This is a genomic window from uncultured Microbacterium sp. (assembly GCF_963521645.1).
Lineage (GTDB): Bacteria > Actinomycetota > Actinomycetes > Actinomycetales > Microbacteriaceae > Microbacterium.
In genome coordinates this window covers 1-17681 of record NZ_CAUQVQ010000013.1, presented here as the reverse complement: position 1 = coordinate 17681, position 17681 = coordinate 1, and the positions used below count along the sequence as shown (strand labels likewise).

The 17681-nt window shown below is 70.5% G+C and carries 14 protein-coding genes; 3 read left to right on the top strand and 11 right to left on the bottom strand.

The annotated features are described in order from the left end of the window. Positions 1 to 26: 26 nt before the first annotated feature. From eccCa to RWO82_RS05280, 8 genes are all read right to left on the bottom strand, one after another. A complete protein-coding gene (gene eccCa / locus RWO82_RS05315; protein WP_314424339.1) occupies positions 27 to 4001 on the bottom strand; it encodes a type VII secretion protein EccCa in 3975 nt (1324 codons plus the stop codon). Further along, positions 3998 to 5242 carry an FHA domain-containing protein gene (locus RWO82_RS05310; protein WP_314424336.1) on the bottom strand — a complete coding sequence of 415 codons (1245 nt, stop codon included), beginning with the start codon at positions 5240 to 5242 and terminating at the stop codon, positions 3998 to 4000. Before RWO82_RS05310 ends, eccCa begins: the two co-directional genes overlap by 4 nt. Continuing rightward, complete coding sequence (locus RWO82_RS05305) at positions 5239 to 6600, bottom strand: hypothetical protein (protein ID WP_314424333.1); 1362 nt, start codon at positions 6598 to 6600, stop codon at positions 5239 to 5241. The genes RWO82_RS05310 and RWO82_RS05305 overlap by 4 nt, the downstream gene beginning before the upstream one ends. Before the next feature lie 61 nt (positions 6601 to 6661). Next, positions 6662 to 8104, bottom strand: coding sequence for a hypothetical protein (locus RWO82_RS05300; RefSeq protein WP_314424329.1), 1443 nt, complete (start codon positions 8102 to 8104; stop codon positions 6662 to 6664). Next, positions 8094 to 9449 (bottom strand): S8/S53 family peptidase, encoded by a 1356-nt coding sequence (locus tag RWO82_RS05295; protein ID WP_314424326.1) that lies wholly within the window; start codon positions 9447 to 9449, stop codon positions 8094 to 8096. The genes RWO82_RS05300 and RWO82_RS05295 overlap by 11 nt, the downstream gene beginning before the upstream one ends. Continuing rightward, positions 9449 to 9880, bottom strand: a complete 432-nt coding sequence (locus RWO82_RS05290; protein WP_314424323.1) for a hypothetical protein — start codon at positions 9878 to 9880, stop codon at positions 9449 to 9451. Before RWO82_RS05290 ends, RWO82_RS05295 begins: the two co-directional genes overlap by 1 nt. Before the next feature lie 126 nt (positions 9881 to 10006). Beyond that, positions 10007 to 10288 (bottom strand): WXG100 family type VII secretion target, encoded by a 282-nt coding sequence (locus tag RWO82_RS05285; RefSeq protein ID WP_082298072.1) that lies wholly within the window; start codon positions 10286 to 10288, stop codon positions 10007 to 10009. Between the two features lie 41 nt (positions 10289 to 10329). Next, positions 10330 to 10644: a WXG100 family type VII secretion target gene (locus RWO82_RS05280; protein WP_042542236.1), complete on the bottom strand. Its 315-nt coding sequence runs from the start codon at positions 10642 to 10644 to the stop codon at positions 10330 to 10332. A 274-nt stretch (positions 10645 to 10918) separates the two neighbouring features. On the opposite strand from RWO82_RS05280, the gene eccD reads away from it, so the two are divergent. From eccD to RWO82_RS05265, 3 genes are read left to right on the top strand one after another with little or no spacing between them, the layout of a single operon-like run. After that, the gene (gene eccD, locus RWO82_RS05275; RefSeq protein ID WP_314424314.1) at positions 10919 to 12253 is read left to right on the top strand and encodes a type VII secretion integral membrane protein EccD; all 1335 of its coding nucleotides are present in this window, start codon (positions 10919 to 10921) and stop codon (positions 12251 to 12253) included. 3 nt (positions 12254 to 12256) lie between these two features. Next, positions 12257 to 13606: a type VII secretion protein EccB gene (gene eccB / locus RWO82_RS05270; RefSeq protein WP_314424311.1), complete on the top strand. Its 1350-nt coding sequence runs from the start codon at positions 12257 to 12259 to the stop codon at positions 13604 to 13606. Next, entirely contained in the window at positions 13606 to 14955 is a 1350-nt protein-coding gene (locus RWO82_RS05265) for a S8 family serine peptidase (protein ID WP_314424308.1), read from the top strand. The genes eccB and RWO82_RS05265 overlap by 1 nt, the downstream gene beginning before the upstream one ends. A gap of 54 nt (positions 14956 to 15009) precedes the next feature. On the opposite strand, the gene RWO82_RS05260 is transcribed toward RWO82_RS05265, so the two are convergent. Genes RWO82_RS05260 through RWO82_RS05250 form a run of 3 tightly spaced genes read right to left on the bottom strand, consistent with a single transcriptional unit; the run spans position 15010 to position 17494 of the window. Next, positions 15010 to 15672: a hypothetical protein gene (locus RWO82_RS05260; RefSeq protein ID WP_314424305.1), complete on the bottom strand. Its 663-nt coding sequence runs from the start codon at positions 15670 to 15672 to the stop codon at positions 15010 to 15012. Beyond that, positions 15669 to 16499, bottom strand: coding sequence for a protein phosphatase 2C domain-containing protein (locus tag RWO82_RS05255; RefSeq protein ID WP_314424302.1), 831 nt, complete (start codon positions 16497 to 16499; stop codon positions 15669 to 15671). Before RWO82_RS05255 ends, RWO82_RS05260 begins: the two co-directional genes overlap by 4 nt. Next, positions 16496 to 17494 carry an FHA domain-containing protein gene (locus tag RWO82_RS05250; RefSeq protein ID WP_314424299.1) on the bottom strand — a complete coding sequence of 333 codons (999 nt, stop codon included), beginning with the start codon at positions 17492 to 17494 and terminating at the stop codon, positions 16496 to 16498. The genes RWO82_RS05255 and RWO82_RS05250 overlap by 4 nt, the downstream gene beginning before the upstream one ends. Positions 17495 to 17681 lie beyond the last annotated feature (187 nt).

Below are 17681 nucleotides of genomic sequence, written 5' to 3'. Positions count from 1 at the left end.
GGGCCTCGTGCGTCAGTGCGGGAATCTCATTGGTACTTGGGCGGCACCCAGAGCAGCTGAGCGGAGACGAGTCCGCGATCGCGGCTGACGATCTGCGCCCGACCGGGGATCGCCGGGATGGCCTTGACCTTGCCGATCAGCTGTCCCTCCTCCGGGCTTCCCGAGAGCAGGATGCCGGTGGCTCCGAGGTCGGTCATGCGCTGGATGATCGGGTCGTAGGCTGCACGGCTCGCCCCGCCCGTGCGACGCGTGAGGATGACATGCAGGCCGAGATCGGCCGCCTGGGCGAGAAGCGGGGCGAGCGCTGCGACGGGGTTGCCCTGCGACGTCGCGACCAGGTCGTAGTCGTCGATGAGCACGAAGCCCTCAGCTCCCTTCCACCACGAGCGAGAACGCAACTGGTCGGGAGTGACGTCGGCCCCGGGGATGCGGCCCTGGAAGAACTGGGCGAGCTCGCTCATGCCGCCCTCGGTCATCTCGTGCGAGGTGAGGTAGGCCCCGAGGTACTCCTGCGGGATCTCACCGAGCAGCGCACGGCGGTAGTCGACCACGAAGATCTTCGCCTCGGTGGGTCCGTAGAGGCGCATGATCTCGTGCACCACTCCGCGGAGCATCGAGGACTTGCCCGAGTCTGCGTCGCCGTAGAGGTAGAGCAGGGGCTCGGCGATCGGGTCGATCGAGAAGGGTGCGAGGTTCGCCTCGTCGATGCCGAGCAGCATCTCGCGGGGCTCGGAACCATCGGGCGTCGAGGCGGCCGCGACAGCACGCAGATCGGCATGGCCGATCTGCGACGGCAGCAGGCGCAGCTTGGGTCCCGCGGGACCGTGCCATGCCGCAGCCACCTTGCGTGCGAGATCGTCGATGCCGTCGGAGAGGGACGAGGCCTCGTCGACGCCGTCAATGCGCGGCAACGCGGTCAGCATCTGCAGCCCGTTGTCGTTGAGGCCGCGACCGGGGAGCGAGGTGACGTTCTCCGCCGCCTTGCGGTTGACCTCGGAATCCGAGGGGTCGCCGAGACGCAACTCGATGCGCGTGCCGATGAGGTCCTTGAGGTTGGCGCGCACCTCCATCCACCGTGCTGCCGTGATCACGACGTGCACGCCGTAGGTGAGGCCGCGCGCGGCGATCGCCTGGATCTGGGGTTCGAGCATGTCGAACTCGGCGCGGAGCGTGCCCCAGCCGTCGACCACGAGGAAGATGTCTCCGTAACCGTCGTCGGCCATGCCCTGCGCTCGCCGCTGCCGATATGTGTCGATCGAGTCGATGCCGTTCTGACGGAAGTACACCTCGCGCGCGTTGAGCAGGCTCGTGACCTCGGCCACGGTGCGTCGGACGATGTCGGGCTCGGAACGCGTGGCGACGCCGCTGACGTGCGTGAATCGCTGCAGGCCGGCGAAGCTGCCGCCACCGAAGTCGATGACGAAGAACTGCACCTCCTGCGGGGTGTGCGTGAGCGCGAGGGCGGCGAGCGCCGTGCGAGCGAGCGTGCTCTTCCCGCTGAGGGGAGCACCGACGATCGCCATGTGTCCGGCGGCTCCGCCCAACGACACCGCCAGGGTCTCGCGACGCTGCTCGAGCGGCACGTCGACGATTCCGAGCGGAACCGTGAGCGCGCCGGCGCCCCTCCACCGCGGCGAGATGAGTCCGAGGGCCGGGTCTTCGACCAGGTCGCCGAACAGCTGATCGAGAGTGGCCGGGGTCTCCAGCGGAGGCAGCCACACCTGGTGAGCCGCGGGTCCTCGTCCGCTCATCATCTCGACCGCGATCTCGAACGTGTTGCGCTTCTCTTCGGGCTCGGCCTCGACGACGGCCTCCGGTTCTTCGACTGAGGTCTCGGCCCGCCACACCGGCGCTGCGGTGAACAGTTCGACCGCCGTCGAGCCTGTGCTCTGCGCAGAGCCGGACACCGCACGGCGCCGACGGCGCGGCGGGGGTCCTGACACGTACGCGGCGCGGAACTGGGTCATGGTCTCGGTGTCGGACTTCAGGATTCCGGCGCCGGGCTGCGTCGGCAGGTGGTAGGCGTCCGGGACTCCGAGGACGGTGCGCGATTCCGCGGCCGAGAAGGTGCGCAGACCGATCCGATAGGACAAGTGGGTGTCGAGACCGCGGAGCTTGCCCTCTTCGAGGCGCTGCGACGACAGCAGAAGATGCACCTGCAGCGAACGGCCGAGGCGGCCGATGTTGACGAAGGTGTCGACGAACTCGGGCTTGGCGGACAGCAGCTCGGAGAACTCGTCGGCGACGATGAGGAGTGCGGGAAGAGGAGCGAGGTCGGTGCGACCGCCGCGGCGGGCCTTCTCGTAGTCGGCGACGTTGGCGAACGGTCCGGTCGCGCGGAGCAGTTCCTGGCGGCGCACCATCTCGCCCTGCAGAGCATCCTGCATGCGGTCGACGAGCGAGATCTCCTCGCCGAGGTTCGTGATGATCGCCGACACGTGCGGCATGTCTGCCATGCCTGCGAAGGTGGCCCCACCCTTGAAGTCGACGAGCACGAAGTTGAGCTGTTCGGGCGAGTGCGTCATCGCGAGCGCGAGCACGAGCGTGCGGAGGACCTCGGACTTTCCCGATCCGGTCGCACCGATGATGAGACCGTGCGGGCCCATTCCCTGTTGAGCCGACTCCTTGATGTCGAGGATCAGCGGGCTGCCGTCCTCCGTCTGACCGATGGGCACGCGCAGTCGATCCCGCTCGAGTCGAGGCGACCACGCCGCGTCGAGATCGAGGTCACGGACATCGGGGAGGCCGAGCAGCTCGACGAGCTCGGCCTGATCGGTCGTGCTCTTCTTCTTCGTGATCGTCGTGCCGCCCGAGTAGAGGGCGATGAGTCGGCGGGCCGTCGCCTCGGCCTCGACGATGCTGATCGCGTCGGCATCGAACGGGCGCGCAGGCACCTGCAGACTGACGAGCTCGGCTCGGCTGCCCTTGTCGCCCGGCATGAAGGCGATGCGCAGGGCGTTCGGGTCGTCGAGATCGCCCCACCGCGAGGGCAGATCGATCACGGTCACGCCCTGCACGCCGTCGCCGTTCACGAGCGCGTCGTTGAACGAGGTGGTGACGCCGTCCGTCAGGATCACGATGTGAGGCACCTTGGCGCCGGAGGCGTCGCGTGCGAAGCGCTGCCGCTCACGGACCTCCGTGGGGAGCATGTCCTCGAGTTCGGACAGCTGCGAGCCGATCATGCGGGCGGCACCGAGGCCGTCCCTGACCGTGCGCGAGTGCGTGTGCGGCAGCCACTTGGCCCATTCCCACTGCGGCAGGACGGCGGCGTCGGCGGCGATGACCACCTGCACGGTGTCGGGATCGTGCATCGTCGCGAGGTGCAGCAGCATGGCGCGCGCGAGACCGCGGGACTCGGCCTCGTCTCCCGTGATCTCGACGCGGGCATAGTCGCGCAGCGTGATGCCGAGCGAGAGGTTCTTCTGGAGCTCGTGCGTCAGCATGAAGCGATGCGCGGCCGAGGCCGCGACAGGGTCGAGCTGCGCGAGCGGAGGGAGTTCGGGCGCCTCGAGCGAGATGCACAGCGGCTGGTCGCTCGTGCCGACGCGCACCGAGAGGAAGTCGGGGTCGTTCATGCCGCGCTCCCATACCCGGGTGCGCTCTTCGGCGATGTACGGCAGCGCCGCAGGCGCAGGAAGGTGCCAGTTCGCCGCGCGGCGCTGCTGGCGGGCCGCGACCCGCACGGTCTGGCGCAGCTCGGTCAGGTACGCGAGATACTCGCGGCGTGCGCCGAGGGTCGCAGCCTGTCGCTGCGACCGCTGACGCCATCCGTTCACGGCCACGAACCCGAGCGACGACAGCAGGAACATGCCTCCCGTGAGCAGACCCGTCACCGATTGGTTCGACATCGTGACCATGACGATCGCACCCACGCTGCCCAGCATCGGCAGCAGGGATCCGAGGATTCCCATGCCGCCGTCGTTGGGCTGCAGCTCGGGCGGCGCCTGAACGGGGAGCTTTCCCGAGGGAACGCGGGGTGGCGCGAGACGGGGTCCTGTCATGCTCTCTCTCCGGCGCTGCTGTCGGTGCCCAGCAGGAGGCTGATGGTGAAGCTGCGGTTGCCGATCCTGACGCGGTCCGCGTCGTCCAGCAGGACGCGCTCGCCGGCGACCAGCTCGGTCGTCTGCCCGTCGTCGGATCGGAGGTCGGAGCCGTTGGTGGATCCGAAGTCGGTGACCCAGGTGCGCCCGCGCGAGTGCTCGATGCGCAGGTGCGTCTTGGACACGGAGGAGTCGGGGTCGGTCACGACGACGAGCCGGTCGTCGTGCGCACTGGCCACGGGCGCTCGCCCGAGGTTCGCCGCGAGCGGCAGGCCGAGCTGGACGCGCTGCCCGGTGTCGAAGATCAGGAGCAGCGCCCCGGACTCGGACGCCGGAGCGGGGGCATCGTTCTGCTGCGCCGCCGCAGGCGCCACCGTGAAGAGCGGTCTGTCGGTGCCCTGCGCCACGGGTGCAGGCGCCTCGGTCCTGTGCGAGCCCGCACGAGAGTCGGTCGGGTCGGAGTCCTCGTCGACGACGGAAGGGTGCGCTCCGAGCGGCACGACCTGCGGCGGGGCCAGCGGAGCGTCGGCCTCGCGGACGGAGACGGTCTGCTGCTCCTCCACGACCGCCCGCGGCGGTACCGACACCACGACGGTGCCCGCGACGCGATCGGCCCAGGACTGGCGGCGACCGCCGCGATCCCATGCGCTCGACGCGACGATGACCCAGCTGCCGACCGCCACCAGGAACCCGGCCCCCGTGATGATCCCGCGCACGAACTGGCGACCGATGCCCGGGGAGAAAGGCCGGTCGCCGCGAGAGGCTCGCAGGCGCAGCACGGCGTTGCCGAGGGTGAGTCCGGTGCGCGCCTCGAGCACGCAGAGGAAGACCGCGAGCTCGGCGACCGTGAGAACCGCGAGCAGCATGCTGCGGGTGGTGAGGAGGACGATCGCCGCAGCGAGGATCACGGCAGCGGCATCGAGTGTGAAGGCGGCGATCCTCGCCGCGGTGCCTGCCGGCGCTCCGAGGAAAGCCGGGCCGAGCCCGTCAGAGGGACGTCTCTCTCTCACCCGGGTCTGTGCGATCGGCGTCGGTGCGGGACGGTCGGACTCGGGCCGGAGCGGGGCGCCGTCGACACCGGGTGGAGCGGCTATCAGCGCCGGAGGCAGCGCAGGGATCTCCCCGGGCTGGCTGGGCCCCGGATGCACGGGTGGGATCGTGCCACCGCCCGGCCGGGGCTGTGGTTCACCGTTCCCGCTCATCCCGCCATCATTCCACGAACGAGAGACAGCGCATTCGCGTAGAGAAGCGCCGACGGAAGGGCGAGCGCGACCGCGAGCCATTCGAAGGCGTCTCCGAAACGCGACCAGATGAGTGAGCTCGCTCCGCGCGAGACCGGGATGATCACGGCGACCGCGGTGAGACCGACAGCGAACAGCGCGAGCGAACCGAGCACCTGGAAGCCCGCACCCAGCGCCGCGGATGCCTGCAGGCCGGCGACCACGAACACGACGGCCGCGGCCGCACGGGGAAGCCATCTGAGGATGCGCGACGTCGTGTGCCGAGGCGTCAGCAGCAACGCCAGGCCCACGCAGACGAGAAGTGCGATGCCCCCGGAGATCACGATGGGGTCGTCCGCCCAGGGGCGAAGGAACGCAATGGGGGTCATCAGCGCGGCGACGATGCTGAGCACCGCCGTCCCGGCGATGAGTCGTGCCGAGGAATCGTCGACGACGGCGATGATGCGCTCCGGGCGCAGCAGGCCGACGGATTCGGGGATGGCGCCTCGGACCGTCCAGCGGCTGGTCATGAAGTGCTTGTAGTCGATGAAGTACCCCTCCGGGAGGTTCACCAGACTGCTCGGCAGCGCGCGGAGTCCGAGCGGGACCAGTCCGAGCGAGAGCGCCGCGGCCTCGGCCGGACCCCAGCGCAGCAGCAGCGCGAGTCCCCAGACTGCCGCCAGCGCGACGAGGAGCACGGTCGCGGTTCCTGCCGCGGCCCGCATCGGTCGCGCTCGGGCCGAGACAGCCACGATCGCGGTCGTGATGCCTGCCGCCAGGAATCCGGAGGCGGTCGACAGGTGCGCGCTCGACTCGAGCGATGCCGGGATCAGCAGCGCACCCGCCGCGAAGGACATCACGACCGGCGCGAGCACTCCGAGGATGCCTCGAATGCCGGCCAGGGAATCACGCCGTGCCCACGCGATCGCTCCACCGAGGGTTCCCCCGACGAGGACCAGCGCGACCACCAGACGCAGCACCGGGTCTCCTGCCCCCTGAGCGAACACGGCGACGAGAAGCAGCCCGCTGACGGCGAGCATCCACCACCGCGCGCCGTGATCCGCTCTGGTGTGCGCCGCCACCGCGACGGGCGCCGCAGGGGGCGCGAGAGCCGCGCGATCGATCAGCGCGTACAGACCGCCGTCGATCAGGTCTTCGCACTCCGTGTCGCCGGGGACCTCGACCCCCCCGGGGCCGACGGTCACGAACCGGTCTGCCGTCGACAGGCCGCTCAGCACAAGCGCATCGTCGAGGGTCTCGTCGAACGGAAGCGAGAGGTCGATACGCCGATCCTCGCTCTGGAGCACGATACGGCGCCGCTCTACGATATCGACTGACACACCTGCACCCTATCGATCGCGTGCGACCTCGGCTGCACGCCCCCTCTTCCGCTCACGCGGATCAGCTTTCGTGGTCGTCGCGAGAACCCGCCTGCGCGCCCTTGGCGCGCGGTCCTCGTTCTTCCTCGTCCTCGAGCTTGGGAGCGATCGGCCCGCCCAGGCCGGAGCGTTTGGCCTTCTCCTCCTCGTCGCCGCCGGCGCCGCCCATCATGCCCATGCCGGGACGCATGCCCGCCCCGGCCGCGCCCGACGAACCGCCGGCGCCGCCGCCCGCACCGCCGACACCGCCGACACCACCGACACCGCCAAGACCACCGACACCGCGGGCTCCGACTCCTCCGCCGGCAGCCGAGTTGCCCAGCAGCCCGCCGCCCGCCTTCAGACCGGCACCCGAAGCGCCGCCGATACCGGAGCCTCCGAGGGTGCCCATGCCGCCGATACCGGCGATCTTCGATCCGGCCGCGATGGCTGCGGCCCCTGCACCGCCGCCCACGATTCCACCGATTCCGCCGATGCCTCCGCCGACACCACCGCCGACACCACCGCCGACACCGCCGCCGATCCCGCCTCCCGGGAACGTTCCCCCGGGGTTCAGCGGATAACCGCCGCCGGTTCCGTCAGGGCCGCCGGGCAGAATGCCGCCGCCGGGCGAGTCGACCGTCGGGTCTCCGTCGTCCGTCCCACCGGGACCGCCGGGGCCATCGGGGTCGAAGTCCCAGTCCGGGTCTCCGTCGGGGAAGGTCGGGTGAGTCGGCTGCGTCGGATACGTCGGGTACGTGGGAACGGAGGGGTCCGTCGGATCCGTCGGCACGAACTCTCCGACACCACCGCCGCCCCCGCCGGGCTGATATCCGCCCCCGCCCGGCGTGTAGCCGGACGGACCGGTCGGGAACGCGGGGGTGTTGAGGCGCGGCGCATCGATCCGCTGATCGTCGGTGCGGCGGTCCTCGATCTTCTGATCGTCCGATTCGACGACCTCGACAGCGTTCAACTTCTTCGAGGCGGCTCTCAGCCTGTCGGTGGGATCGACCAACGACTTCTCGACGTTCTCGACGGCCTGCCGCGCCGCCTCCTCACGCTGGTTACCCATGAAGTCGCCGATCGCATCCAACGCCTTGTCGGCGGCCAGAGGGCCGAGCACCGGGTGGATCACGAAGGACGCCCCCTTGGCGGCGTTCGCCCAGAAGGGATCGATCGACGCAGACGGCAATTCCGCGGATGCCGCGGTGCGACGTGCCTCGTTTCCGTCGCCGACAGCGGAGTCGATGGCTTCGACGATGTCGCGGATGTCGTTGAACTTGGTGCGGATCTCGTCGACGTCCGCAGTCGCCTTGTCTGCCGCGCCGCCCGTCCACGAGTCGGAGAGCCGCACCGTCGAGAGTGCGCGATCGAGCGACGCGAGCGAGTTCAGCAGCGCCGAGGTCTTCGGGATGATCGAATCCGACAGCGAGCGGATGCGATTCAGCTCCGCCTCGTATCCGCCGCCGCTCTGCTTACCGCCCATGGTTGCCCCCTTGTTCGATGTTCTGTCGTCGTGAAGATCGTGTCCGCACGATCGCGAGGATGATCCCGCCGATGACCAGCAGCGCGAGGATGATTCCGCCGCCGATGAGCCACGGGGTCATCGGCGCGGCCTCAGCCGGCGCATCCGTCGCGGCAGGCTCCCCGGGCTGAGCCGACGGATCGGCCGTCGGGTCCCCCTGTCCGAGTGCCGCCTTGGCCTCGTTGACCATGCGCAGGGACGGCGACTCATTGGGATCGTCGGCGTCGAAGAGCGGGTTCTCGTCGGGATACTTCGTCGGGTCGACTGCCAGCATCCCGGTGAGTGAGGCCGCACCGTAGCCCGCGGTGCTGTCCCACTGCGGCTCGTGCTCGCCCTTCGTGCCCGTGTTGTGGATCATGCTCTGGATCAGCTGCCCGGACGTCGCCTCGGGGTACTTCTGCTTCACGACCGCGAGGAAGCCTGCAATGATCGGCGTGGCGAACGACGTCCCGGACCCCAGCGACTGCGAGTCCCAGGAGTCCGAGGATCCCGGAGTCAGCAGACGGATGCCTGGGGCGGCGACGACGACATCGTCGCTCACATTCGGCTTACCGTTCACGCCGTTCTGGATCATCCCGTCTTCGCCGAACGCCTGGACCGCGACGACCCCGTTGAGGGCTGCGGGCCACAGGGCGATACCGTCGTCGTTCGGCATGGCGGCGACCACCACGACGTCGTTCGCATACGCCTCGGCCAGCCCTTGGGAGACATCGGTGAGACTGGCGGTCGAGATCGAGATGATGTCCGCGCCGTCGGCCACGGCGTCGGAGATCGCGCGATCGAGACCGAACCGGCGGTCCTCGCCGAGGTCGGATCCGTCGGCCTGCGGGCACGTCTCGTCGGCTCCGTCGTCACCGGCGACGCCGTCCAGCACCGCACCGGCGTTGTAGAACAGGAGCTCGGCCGCGGGTGCCACCCCCTTGATCGGGGCGCCGCCCGCGGGGGCTTCTCCGGTTCCGACGATCATCGAGGCGACCTTCGTCGCGTGCGACGCCGCCACGTAGTCGGTCGACACCGCGGGAAGGGGCTGACCGGAGGCGTCGTAGCAGTAGGAAGGTTCGCGCACCGTCAGGGCGGCCCCGCGGAGGCCGATCACGTCTGGATTGATCTGGCTGTCGATGACCGCGACCTTGACACCGGATCCGTCGAAGCCCGCGTCGTGGGCCGCCTGCACGTTGCCGCGCTCGAACCACCACAGGCCGGATTCGGCGGTGGTGGCGGCCACCGCGCTCGACGGCACGGCGACAGCGATCGCCAGAGCCGCCGCCCCGGCGATCGCGATCACTCGGCGACGCGCGCGCTGCATCAGAAGTCGACGCCCTTACTCTCGCCGCCAGACGCCTCGCCACCGGCATCGACGCCGGTCGTCCCTCCGCCGCTCGATCCGGCGGACGCACCCGTCACCGCGGGCGTCGGCGCATCTGCCTGCTCCACGGCCGAGTCCAGCAGCGAGACGATCAGCTTGGTCTCATCGGCGAGCGCTTCGTCCTGCTCCGCGATCTGCAGAACGGCGGCACGGATCGTGTCATGCGTGTTCTGGAGTTTGGCCAGCACCTTCTCCGTGGCGATTCCCATCGATCGCGCAGCATCCGACACGGCCTGGTGGAACTCGCGCGTCGAGTTCGACACGTCGCCTTCGGCGACGGCCACCTCGTCAGGGCTGGGAAACTCCTGCAGTTCACGCAGAAGTCGCTTCAGCTCGGCGAACACTCCATCGAAGTCGACTGCGATGCTCATCGACACCCCTCCTCTTGCCTCCGGCAACGATCCCGAATCGTCTGCGGTGCCCTCCGGCTCAGTGGCCGAACAGCACAGCAGACGGCGCGGACCCGGCGCATCTCTGCGTCGGGCCCGCGCCGGAGATCAGGCCCCGAACCGCCCGGCAGCCGACTTGTCGGTCTGCACGTACTGTCCCGAGATCTCCTCGGTCTTTCCCGCGATCTGCGTGAGAAGCTGCTGCATCTCACTCAGCGAGCGGTTCCACTTGGCCTGAGCCTGGTCGTAGGCCTGCTGCGCGGAACCATCCCACGCCGCACGCAGCTTGCTCACCTCGGACTCGAGGCGGTCGAGCTCTGAACGGATACCCTGCGACCCGCTGCGGATCTGCGCTGCCAGAGCGTTGACCTGCTCCGGGCGAACTGACATCGACTGCATCATGTTCTCCTTGAAATCTCTGTGGTCTTCGCTCAGGAACCCATCATCGAGCCGAGGCCCGAGATGGTCTGCTGGTGAGCTTCTTCGGTGGCGGCCTGGTCGCGCTCGGTGCCGGCGAGGGCATCCTCGAGCGTCACGAGGACCTCGTTGAGCTGACGAGCCTGCTCATCCCAGCGGGACATCAGCGTGGTGAACGATGCGGCTGCCGCACCCGTCCAGAAGCCGCGCAGCTGCTCGATCTCGCTGCGGACCTTCTTGGTCTGCTGGTCGATCCCGGACTTGGTCTCCCGCACCGCCTGGGCCCCGCGGCGCAGAGCCCCTTCTTCTGCGGAGATGACATCAGCCATAACTCACTCCCTCCGGTCCTCACGGACACACGTGCGGGGAGCGCATCCCGGTGTTGGGACGACTTCGAAACAACCCCCCACGATTCGTTTCAGGTGACAGGCTAGATCAGATCGCCACGGATCGCCAGGATCCACAGCGAGATCGTGCACTCGATGGACAAATCGTCCGCCCCGGCGACTACAGGTTGTCCGGCGCCTCAACTAGGGTGAGATGCGGAATGCGCAGCCGTATACCGTCACTTGTGGCTGCACACCATGGAGGGGGCTTCGTTCCATGTCTCAAGGCAGCGCAACGGCAGGCACCGTGCTGCGGCTTTCCGTCGTCAGCGACGACCGTCGGCTCGATGTCGGTGTGCCGTCTCAGATCCCGCTCGTCGAGATCATCCCCGGCTTCGCTCGGAGTCTCGGCGTGCTCGATCCGACGCTCACCCACGGCGGCTACTCGCTGCAGCGGGCCGACGGCACGCCGCTCGACCCCGCGCGCGGAGCCGCGGCGCAGGGAGTGCACGACGGCGAACTGCTGACTCTCGTCCGCGGCGGTCTGATGCAGGAGCCGCGCGTGTACGACGATGTCGTCGAAGCGGTGATCGACGCGACGGCCGAGCAGCACGGCTCCTGGACGCCGACCGACAGCTCGCGCACCGCGCTCTTCGTCAGCCTCACCTTCCTCGCCCTGTGCGCGCTTCTGCTGGTGGCGACTCCGCCCACCTCCCTCGTGCCTGCGATCATCGCGGCATCGGGGGCCGTCGTGCTCAGCGTCGCGGCTGCCGTGCTGATGCGTCTCCGTCAGCCGGAGGCCGGACACGCACTCGGACTCACCGCTGCCGCCTACGGCGGACTCGCCGGGTACCTCGCCGTTCCCGCGCAGAGCATCTGGGGCTGGCCGCTCGCCGCGATGGGGCTGGGCCTCGTCATCGTGGGCGGACTCGGCCTCGCCGTGACACAGGACAAGCCCGAGATCCACCTCGTGCCCATCGCGCTCGGCGCCTCGATCGGCATCACCGCGACCGCCGCCGCGATCTTCGACGACGCACTCGCCCCGTACGCGATCATGCTCGCGACCACCGCGCTGCTCGCGAACGGCATTCCCTGGCTCGCGCTCAGCTCCACGCGCATCCGGGTGATCTCACCCCAGAGCGATGCCGACATGTTCACGGCGCCCGAGCCGATCGACGCCGACGAGGTCAAGCGTCGCGCCGCGGCGGGCACGCGCACTCTCATCTCCCTGCGCGCCGCCCTCGGGCTCGCCGCGCTGATCGCGACGCCGCTGGTCGCCGCGAGCGGGGCGTTCGGCGCCATCCTGTGCGTTCTCGCCTTCGTGGGGATGATGTTCCAGTCGCGTCAGATCCACGCGCGGCTCGGAGTGCTCGTGCTGATGGCCATCGGCGCCATCGGCCTCGCCGCGACCGGCGTCACGGTGGCTCTCGCGCTGCCCGACGTCCGCACCTGGATGCTTCTGGTGCTGGTCGTCGCCACCGTCATCCTCGTCGGACTCACACTGCTCACGCCCCGCGCGCGTCTGCGCCTCACGCGGCTCGGCGACACGGTCGAGGTCGTCGCTCTCGCGCTGCTCCTGCCCCTGGGCGTCATCACGGCGGGGCTCGTCTGACCGATGGCCACCAAGAAGGATCTGATCGAGGCTCAGGGCTTCAGCCGTCGCCGCCTGCTGTCGGCCTTCACGGGCGGCGCTCCCGGGGGCAAGGAGCTCGACCCGGCGAAGCCGCTGCGAGCGGTCGTGGCGGGTGTCGCGCTCACCGTGGGCGTGATCCTCGTCGGAGTCTTCTGGGGCATCATGCAGCCCGGCCTGCCGGGCGACTGGCAGAACAACCGCCTCATCGTGGCCACCGACACCGGATCCCGCTACGTCTCCGTCGAGGGCACGCTCTACCCCGTGATCAACACCGCCAGCGCACGGCTGCTGATCCCGGCCGGTGAGTTCAAGGTCGTGCGCACCGACCAGTCGGCGCTCGACGGCATCCCGGTCGGCCCCGCCATCGGCATCCTCGGCGCTCCCGACGATCTCCCGGCCCCCGGTGCGCTCATCAACTCCTCCTGGACGGCGTGCATCGACGACGGCGCGGGCGCGGCCGTCTCGCTCTCCGACGACCCGATCGCCGCGGTCTCGACCGGCACGGGAGCCGTCGTGCAGCGCGGCGAGGACCTCTTCGTGATCTCGGACGGCCTGCGGTACGCCGTCGCGCCCGGCGATGCCAACGCCGTGCTGCGTGCGGTCGGCCTCGGAGCGAGCGACATCCTCGAGGTGGACGGACGCTGGCTCAACCTGTTCGCGTCGGGCGACGAGCTCGCACCCATCACCATCAACGGCTTCGGAGCCGCGGTCGAGGGCACCGAGCTCACCGCCGGAGCGATCGTGCACACGCAGGGCAGCCCGGCTGAGGAACGGTACGTCGCCCTGGCCTCGGGCGAGCTCGCACAGCTCAGCCCGCTCGCCTACCAGCTCTACCTCCTCGGCAGCGGCCAGCAGGCTCGCGAGGTCGAGGTCTCGCCGGCCGACGTGGCCGACATCCCGACGATGCCGAGCGTGGCCGGTGCAGACTGGCCCACCCAGCCTCTCGCCCCTCTCCCGAACGGAGAGACGCCCTGCGCCGTGCTCGGCGATGATGCCCGCACGGTGCTCAGCTCGACCACCGCCGAGCTTCCCGAGGAGCGGTCGCGCGTCGATGTCGCGGTCGGCGCCGGGGCGCTCGTCGAGGTGACGGGCGGCTCGCCGGATGCCGCGGGCATGGCCGTGCTGATCGACGAGTCCGGAACCGCGTACGCGATTCCCGGCGCGACTCTCGATGAGGGCTCGGAAGACGCCGCGAGCGGTGCGATCACTCAGCTCGGATACTCGCTCTCCGACGTCGGCCAGGTCTCGGACGCCTGGATCGAGTTCTTCGCAGCAGGTCCCGCACTGAGCGCGGAGGCCGCGCGGGAGACCCCCGGCTCCGGAACGAAGTGATGCGCCGCCGACTGTCCGCCGTCGCCGTGCTCGCACTCGGCGCTGCTGTCTTCGGCGCGGCGGTTCCCTCGGCGGCGTCGGCCTCGCCCGGGGGCACCGTGCCGAGCGCCCTCGCACGCACGGCGACCGCGGGAGACGCCTGCACTCCCGGCACGGTCGTCTACTCTCCGGAGACACCCTCGGCGCTCGCAGTGCTCGGCGCCGAGGGCGCGAATCGCCTTGCGACGGGCGAGGGCGTCGTGGTGGCGATCGTCGACTCCGGTGTCGACGCCGGGAATTCTCATCTCGCCGGCACGATCATCGGCGGCATCGACCTGGTGGGAGACGGCGAGCGCAGCGACGGTCTGAGTGACACGACCGGTCACGGCACCGCCATCGCCGGTCAGATCGCCGCACAGCCGGTGCCCGACTCGGGAGTGGTGGGGCTCGCCCCCGACGCACAGCTGCTGTCGGTGCGGGTGTTCCGCAGCAACAGCCAGCAGGACGTCGACAAGGGGTTCGGCCCCACGTCCGAGCGCCTCGCCGACGGCATCCACTGGGCGGCCGACAACGGCGCCGACATCATCAACGTGTCGCTGTCCCAGACCACCGACTCCCCCGCGCTTCGGGCAGCGGTGGAGCACGCCGCTGCCGTCGGAGCGCTCGTGGTCGCGAGCGCGGGGAACCGCTCGTCCGACGAGGATGCGGCGGATGCGGCGCGCTACCCCGCCGCCTACGAACAGGCCCTGGGCGTCAGCGCCGCCGACGCGCGCGGGCTCGCCACGGACTCCTCGATCCACGGGCCGCAGGTCGATGTGACGGCCCCCGGCAGCGATGTGCTGACGGCCTTCCCCGGCGGCGGCGACTGCGTGTTCGCCGCCGACGCACCGGCCTCGAGCTTCGCGACAGGGTATGCGAGCGCCGCGGCGGCTCTCGTCGCCCAGGCGCATCCGGAGGATCCCCCTGCCGGGTGGGCCTATCGGCTCACCGCGACGGCCTTGCGCGCCGACGCCGACAATCGAGACGACGAGAACGGCTGGGGCCTCATCCAGCCGATCGCCGCCATCGAGCTGCTGCCGGATGAGACGACCCGGGGACCCGTGAGTCCCTTCTTCGACACCGCCGACAGTCAGGCCCGTCCACCCGCCGCGGCCGTGAACCCGGATCACGGATCCTCTCCGTTCCTGCGCACACGAGACGCCGCACTGATCACCGCGATCGGCGGAGCGAGCCTCCTCGGGGTGCTCGGCATCCTTATCGTCCTGCGCCGTCGGCGGCAGGAGCCTGTGATCGATCAGGTCGAGATCGACCGCGAGGACGGACTGCTGAACCGCGCCGACCCGTACTCGGAGGCGACGCGGGTGCGCTGACCGCGATCCGACGTCACCGCCCCTGCACGAGGCACACGCCGGGCGATCGCGAGGTCAGCCGAGGGCCAGGAGACCGACTCCGACGAGTCCCGCCACCGACGCGACGCATGCGACGCCGAAGGCGACGAGAGTGAGCATCCCCCACCGTCGCGCCTGCTTGGCGACCGATGGTCTCGATGGGTCGTCGACACGGGTCGGCGACTCTCCGCCGACGACGACCGGAGGCGCGCTCGGCTCCCGCGGGGCGGGGCGGGGCTTGTAGATGGCCGGGGCGCGCTCCGCGGGTGCCGCGAACGCCGTCACCTCCGCATCCGACGGCACAGGCTCCTCGGCGGCAGCGTCATCGCGCACCGCGTCGTCATCGCGGCGCGCGCGTCGAGCCGGACGCGCGACGACGACCGTCGCATCATCGGCGGCATCCGGTCCGGTCGTCGAGCCGCGCTCGACGACGACGGTCGCGTCGTCTGCGGGCTCCGGTGCCACGGTCGGCGAGCGATCCACCACCACGGTCGCCTCATCGGCGGGCTCCGACGTTCCGGTCGGCGAGCGATCCACGACGACGGTCGCCTCCTGATCGGACGAAGGATCCGCGCCCGGCTCCTCGTCGCGATCGAGCGGCGGTGCCTCGTTCGGCTCGGGAACGGCACGCGCGCCCGCGCGACGCCGATCGCGCCGCGTGAGCATGACCGTCTCTTCGACGTTGTCCTCGGCCGTCATCTCACCCGCACCGGAATCGTCGTGCCCTCGAGCATGGAGTCGGTCAGAGCGACCGCCTCCGCGTGCCCCGCTGTACTGTCCCTCGCCGGGCGAGTACGTGCGCCTCCGCCGACCACGTCGATCACCACGACGGAGACGTTGTCACGCCCCCCGGACTGCAGCGCACGACGGATGAGCGCTGCGGCGGCCGTCTCGGGGCGCCCGTTCATCGTGAGCGTCGCGCGGATCCCTTCGTCGCTCACCTCGCCGCTGAGCCCGTCGGAGCAGAGCAGCAGCCGCTCGCCGTCCACGACCGGGAGCAGCCAGCTGTCTGCCGTGCTGTCCGGCGCGCCGATCGCGCGCGTGATCACATTGCGCTGCCCGAAGGTCGCGAGGTCCTCGGGGCGCAGCTCGCCGGCATCCACGAGCTCCTGTCCGAGCGAGTGGTCGATCGTGAGCTGAGTGAGCTCGCTGCCGAGCAGCCGGTACACGCGCGAGTCGCCCACATTGAAGAGGAGCCAATGCGGCGCACCGTCGTGCTCGAGCAGCGCCACGCCCGAGACAGTGCTTCCCGCGCCCCGCCGGTGCTCGGCCGCGATCTCCTCGACGACCCGGGCCGCGCGGCTCAGCGCGTCCCCGACGTCATCGACCCGCACAGTGGCGCCGACCAGCGGCTCGAACGCCGCGACCACGGCAGCGCTCGCGCGGTCTCCCGCCTCATGGCCGCCCATTCCGTCTGCGACGAGGAAGATCGGCGAGGCGGCGAGCACCGAGTCCTCGTTCGCGGCGCGCGTGAGACCGGTGTCGGACAGCGCCGCGACATTGAGGACGACCGAGGCGACGGTCACGAATCGCGCTCCGCGACGACGTGCATGCCGACCTCGCCGAGGATGAAGCGTCCGTTGCCCGTGACGCTCTCACCGGGGTCGAGCAGGGTCTCGGTGCCGTTCTCTTCGACCACGACGACGCCGTTGGTGGCGTGGAGGTCGGTCAGACGCCACTCGTCCTCGTGCACGACGAGTCTCGCGTGCGTCTTCGACAGCGTGCGGGTCGTGTCGGAGATCGCGAGTCGCTGCTCGCCCGGATCGCCGATCGGATTGCGGCCGATCACGACGCTCGCTCCCGACAGTGCGAAGGTGCGGCCGTCATCGAGCACGAGGGATCGTCGGACTCCGCGCTTGCGGGCGACCACCACGGTCGCGTCGAGATCGTCGTCTGTCGGACGCGGGCTCACGACCGTCTTGTCGACGTCGCCGGCGAGACCGGCACCTGCGGGAACGGCACCTGCGGGAACGGCACCTGCGGGAACGGCACCCGGCTGCCCGGCGCCATCGACGGCAGGTGCGACGGGAGCGGACGTCTCGGCGGTAGGCGGCAGGGGTGCGGGACGGATGCCGGGCGCAGCGGGAGCGTCTGCGGGCGAGGCGGACTCTCGGAACGACGGAGGCACAGGACGCACCGCGCGTGCCGGCTGCTCTGCGGCGGCGGCGTGCTGCGCGGGGGCGGGAGCGGCGTACGGCTGGGGCTGCGCAGCGGGTGCCGCCGGTGCCGGCGGGGCCGGCTGGTGCTCGGGGGCGCCTGCCGGATCGACCGGCGTTTCCGGCGTGAATGCCGCGGTCGGGACCGACCGCTGCTCCGACGACTCCGACGAAGGCGCCTGGGCCTCAGCGCCCATGGCGGCCATGATCCCGGTCGCGGGGTGCGCCTCGGGCTCGACCTGTGCAGGCTCGGCCGGTGCGGGCTCGACCTGTGCGGGCTCGGCCTGTGCGGGCTCGACCGGTGCTGCGCCCGAGTATGCGTCGAACTCCGCGTGTCCGCTGAACTGCGGGGCGTCGGACGACACGTGCGGCAGCGTCACGGGCTGCGGCGCAGCGGGAGCTCCGGATTCGGCCGACGGTGACGGCACGTCCAACGGTGCAGGCGGCTGGGGCGGGCCGAACGCCGGCGGCTGCGGGGCGAACGGCGGGGGCGACGACGGGGACGGTGCCGGGGGCGTCGACGCCCGACACCGTGATCGAGAAGTCGTCGGA

What these genes read in the sequence shown, in the direction of transcription:
- RWO82_RS05300 (WP_314424329.1), bottom strand. Translation starts at nt 8,104, where the DNA reads ATGGGCGGTAAGCAGAGCGGCGGCGGATACGAGGCGGAGCTGAATCGC.
- RWO82_RS05295 (WP_314424326.1), bottom strand. Translation starts at nt 9,449, where the DNA reads ATGCAGCGCGCGCGTCGCCGAGTGATCGCGATCGCCGGGGCGGCGGCT.
- RWO82_RS05290 (WP_314424323.1), bottom strand. Translation starts at nt 9,880, where the DNA reads ATGAGCATCGCAGTCGACTTCGATGGAGTGTTCGCCGAGCTGAAGCGA.
- RWO82_RS05280 (WP_042542236.1), bottom strand. Translation starts at nt 10,644, where the DNA reads ATGGCTGATGTCATCTCCGCAGAAGAAGGGGCTCTGCGCCGCGGGGCC.
- eccB (WP_314424311.1), top strand. Translation starts at nt 12,257, where the DNA reads ATGGCCACCAAGAAGGATCTGATCGAGGCTCAGGGCTTCAGCCGTCGC.
- eccD (WP_314424314.1), top strand. Translation starts at nt 10,919, where the DNA reads ATGTCTCAAGGCAGCGCAACGGCAGGCACCGTGCTGCGGCTTTCCGTC.
- RWO82_RS05265 (WP_314424308.1), top strand. Translation starts at nt 13,606, where the DNA reads ATGCGCCGCCGACTGTCCGCCGTCGCCGTGCTCGCACTCGGCGCTGCT.
- eccCa (WP_314424339.1), bottom strand. Translation starts at nt 4,001, where the DNA reads ATGACAGGACCCCGTCTCGCGCCACCCCGCGTTCCCTCGGGAAAGCTC.
- RWO82_RS05260 (WP_314424305.1), bottom strand. Translation starts at nt 15,672, where the DNA reads ATGACGGCCGAGGACAACGTCGAAGAGACGGTCATGCTCACGCGGCGC.
- RWO82_RS05285 (WP_082298072.1), bottom strand. Translation starts at nt 10,288, where the DNA reads ATGTCAGTTCGCCCGGAGCAGGTCAACGCTCTGGCAGCGCAGATCCGC.
- RWO82_RS05310 (WP_314424336.1), bottom strand. Translation starts at nt 5,242, where the DNA reads ATGAGCGGGAACGGTGAACCACAGCCCCGGCCGGGCGGTGGCACGATC.